This is a genomic window from Nitrosomonas sp. ANs5, assembly GCF_050584665.1.
Lineage (GTDB): Bacteria > Pseudomonadota > Gammaproteobacteria > Burkholderiales > Nitrosomonadaceae > Nitrosomonas.
This window is the reverse complement of sequence record NZ_JBEUDO010000104.1, coordinates 1-3,520: the sequence shown is the minus strand read 5'-3', so window position 1 is coordinate 3,520 and position 3,520 is coordinate 1. Positions and strand designations below refer to the sequence as shown.

Annotated in this window: 2 protein-coding genes and 1 pseudogene; 2 read left to right on the top strand and 1 reads right to left on the bottom strand. The window is 48.3% G+C overall.

Annotation, left to right across the window (positions count from 1 at the left end):
* Positions 1-817 (bottom strand): transposase (locus ABTW62_RS13640; RefSeq protein ID WP_430905123.1); only part of this gene is annotated, 817 nt, incomplete at its 3' end.
* Between the two features lie 603 nt (positions 818-1,420).
* Between ABTW62_RS13640 and ABTW62_RS13635 the strand changes: the two are divergent.
* Positions 1,421-2,473: pseudogene (locus ABTW62_RS13635) on the top strand (IS701 family transposase); the annotation flags it as partial.
* Positions 2,474-2,744: 271 nt separating this feature from the next.
* The coding region (locus tag ABTW62_RS13630; RefSeq protein WP_430905122.1) for a glycosyltransferase family 2 protein at positions 2,745-3,520 on the top strand (776 nt) is incomplete at its 3' end.

Genomic DNA, 3,520 nt, shown 5'->3' with positions numbered 1-3,520 from the left:
GCAGAAACTGTAATTGCCTCCTGATGCCATCACGGCGTTTCTTGCTGGTGGGGCGTTTGAGCTTGGCCAGGCTGAGATAGGCCTTTCTGGCTATCTCCCGATAGGTGCGTGGTTTCTTTTTCTGCGGCCGGTGACTTTTTTCATGCAGCACATCGATGATGTGTTTGCTCAATTCGCGTGCTTCATTCAGCAATCCAAGATCCGTCGGAAAACGAATTGCCTGTTCGGCCACGGTGGCGTCTATGATCATTTTCCCCTGATTGCGGGGTGTTCCGTCTGACGTTGAAGACTGCTTTGCAGTGGCCGGGGCAGCTGCAATATGACAGTCATCTTCGCTGTGATTCGATGCCGTCCTGCCAGGGCTACCGCCATCATTATCCTGGTCAACCTTTACAGGCTTCTTTGCCTTTTTCTGCTCAACGGCCTTAATGATGGCCGCATGGAATTCATCAAACACTGTCTGCCCCATGCGCTTGCGTACTTCAACCAGTAACGAGGGCGCAAAAGGTGCTTTCGATTGAAAGCCTTTCAGTCCGATGAAATATTGCAGGTACGGGTTCTCCCGGATCTGTTCTACCGTCTCCTCATCCGAAACCGATAACTTGTGTTTGATGATGACTGCTCCGATCACTATCCGCGCATCCTTGGATGGGCGCCCTAATGTCCGGGAGAGTGTCTTGTAGTAGCTATCGGCTAATTCATCCCACGGCATGCAATCACTCAGTCTTACCCAGCGATTCCTCGGATCAAGAATCATGCCGGGCGGGGTATCAAATCCTTCGAGGGAGCGTTGTTTCTGGTTCTGGTAGCGGATCATCGTGCACGGTTTTTGGGGTTATTTGTCTTGTTTGCGTGCACTATTTTATCAGAATAGAGGTGATTCCAATATAGAATCAGTCACTTATACTTTCTGAGATAAGCTCTATATACTTATCCCAGATTTCTCAATACGATTTGACGGAACAAGCGCATTGTTCAGTATCGTGTGATTATATTCCAAAAAAGAGCTATCCTTTGTTTCAAGGCCAGAGAGGCTTTGGGACGGCTTGCCGCAGCAGTGGCCGAAGGGAGACCGGAGGGTAACTGTAGGCCACTGCTGCGGCGGCGCGATTAAAGTGAGTAAGAGGTTTAACGCCATGAATATCAATCTTCATAAAAACGCACGCACGACACCAGCCATTCGCCGGGAACTTCAGGCGCAACCCGCTTCGATCTCTAGTTCTACTTTGTCAGGTTCAAATAATTCCAATGAGGCATAAAGTTGATATACAATAACTCATTGTTTTATACATGTTAATCACGATCATGTCGTGAAAATACTAAACAGTCTCTCAAATCTGCCCTACAGGGGCTCCCAGAAGCGCTTGGCGCGCATTTATCTTCATTTTCATCATTTTTCGTATCCTCGACGCGCGATGCAACAGCGACGTTTTATGGCTATCTACGTGGACTGTTTCAATCCGATCGGGCGACCATGCTGTGCATGGGCGAAGTAAACGAGATTGATCACCAGGCTATGCAACACATGCTGACATCTGGTGCAATTGATTGGCATGGATTTGGTGTATTGGGTGGCGACAAAGCCACTTTGATCATTGATGAAAGCGGTTTTGCGAAGAAGGGTGAAGCCTCGGCAGGGGTTGCGAGGCAATGGAACGGCCGTCTGGGGAAGGTAGACAATTGCCAGGTTGGCGTATTTGCCAACCTGTGCCAGGACAGCATGGCAAGTTTGATTGATGCGCACCTGTATTTACCGGAACACTGGGCGAATGATTCGGATCGTTGCAATAAGGCAGCGATACCTGAAGCGCACCAGCGCTATCAAAGCAAATGCGAGATCGCGTTATCGATGATTGAAAAAGCGCTGCAACATGGTGTGCGCTTTGGTTATGTGGCCATTGATGCGGGTTACAGCAAGGATGCTGCCTTTTTACGGGGTGTTGATAATCATGGTTGCGCATTTGTGGCAGATGTTCATTGCAAGCAGATGATCTATCTTGAAGACCTAGCGCCGCACATTCCAGATTGGAATGGCCGTGGCAGGCGGCCAACACACCTGAAAGCACAAAGTGAAGCGATACGTGTCGATCAATGGGCATCTGAGCAGCCGGATACAGCATGGCGGCGCATCAAGCTGCGCGAGGGTGAAAAAGGCACGCTTGAAGCGCAATATCTTCATACACTCGTTTGGGTATGGGATGGCGCCGAGCCTCAAGCGCGCAGCTGGCATTTGCTGGTCAGGCGGGAGATTGGCGCACGCGAAATATCGCACTACTGCCTATCCAATGCGCCATTTGAAACGCCATTGCAGAGGCTGGCGCAAGCGCAGGCGCAGCGTTTCTTTATCGAACACAGTTTTCATGAGGCAAAGAGTGAATGCGGCATGGCCGGCTATCAAGTGCGCCGATGGGATGCATGGCATCATCACATGGCTCTGGTCATGCTGGCAACGCTCTTCCTGGTCAAGCAATAAATGCAGGGCCGCAGCCAATGGCCGATGTTATCCGTCAATGACCTGGTAACAGCATTAGCTCACATGCTGCCTCGAAGACAGCTCACAGCCGAGGAATTGGCTGAAATTATTCACAAGCGGCATCAGAGGAGATCCAGTGCGAAACAGTCTTCTGTTAGGCAAAATAGAGCTCTGGAATAATCTGACAAAGTAGAACTAATATCTCTGGCTTTAGAGAGAAATTAGCTCCAAAAATTTTAGTGGATAAAATAGGTATAGGGAAATATGAGAAATGCACGTTAACACACCGAAGCAGTGTTTATCCATTGTCGTTCCTTGTTTTAATGAAGGAAGCGGTTTAAATGTTTTTTTCAGTAGAATGAAGTTGGTAGTAGCCCAACTTGAAAAGTATGACTATGAAATTATCTGCGTTGATGACGGAAGTTGCGATGACACATTGGAAGTACTATGTCAACAAGCAACACGCAATTCTCGTATTGTAGTTTTAGAGTTGTCACGTAATTTTGGAAAAGAGGCCGCGCTAACTGCAGGTATTGATGCCGCAAGAGGAGATGCGGTAATCCCTTTGGATGCTGATTTGCAGCATCCTCCTGAGCTGATCATAGAAATGGTGAGGCAGTGGGAGAATGGCAGTGATGTAGTATTGGCACAGCGCAAATCACGGGAAACAGATCACCCTGTCCAACGATTGGCAACACAGTGGTTTTACAGATTGCACAATTGGATATCCGAGTGCGCTATTCCTTTAGACGTTGGCGATTTTCGTTTGATGGACAGAAGAGTTGTCGAAGCTTTAAAGCGCTTGCCAGAGCGCAGGCGCTTTATGAAAGGCTTATTCGCCTGGGTGGGATTTAGGCAGAGCGTGGTTGAATTTGTTGTTGAGCCACGTAAATCAGGAAAATCGTCTTTTAATGTGCGGCGTTTATGGGCGTTAGCAATAGAAGGCATTACCAGTTTTAGTACGCTTCCATTGTCTGTGTGGATATACACCGGATTCACTGTGGCAGCAAGTTCGTTGATTTATGGGTCCTGGATCATCATTAAAAC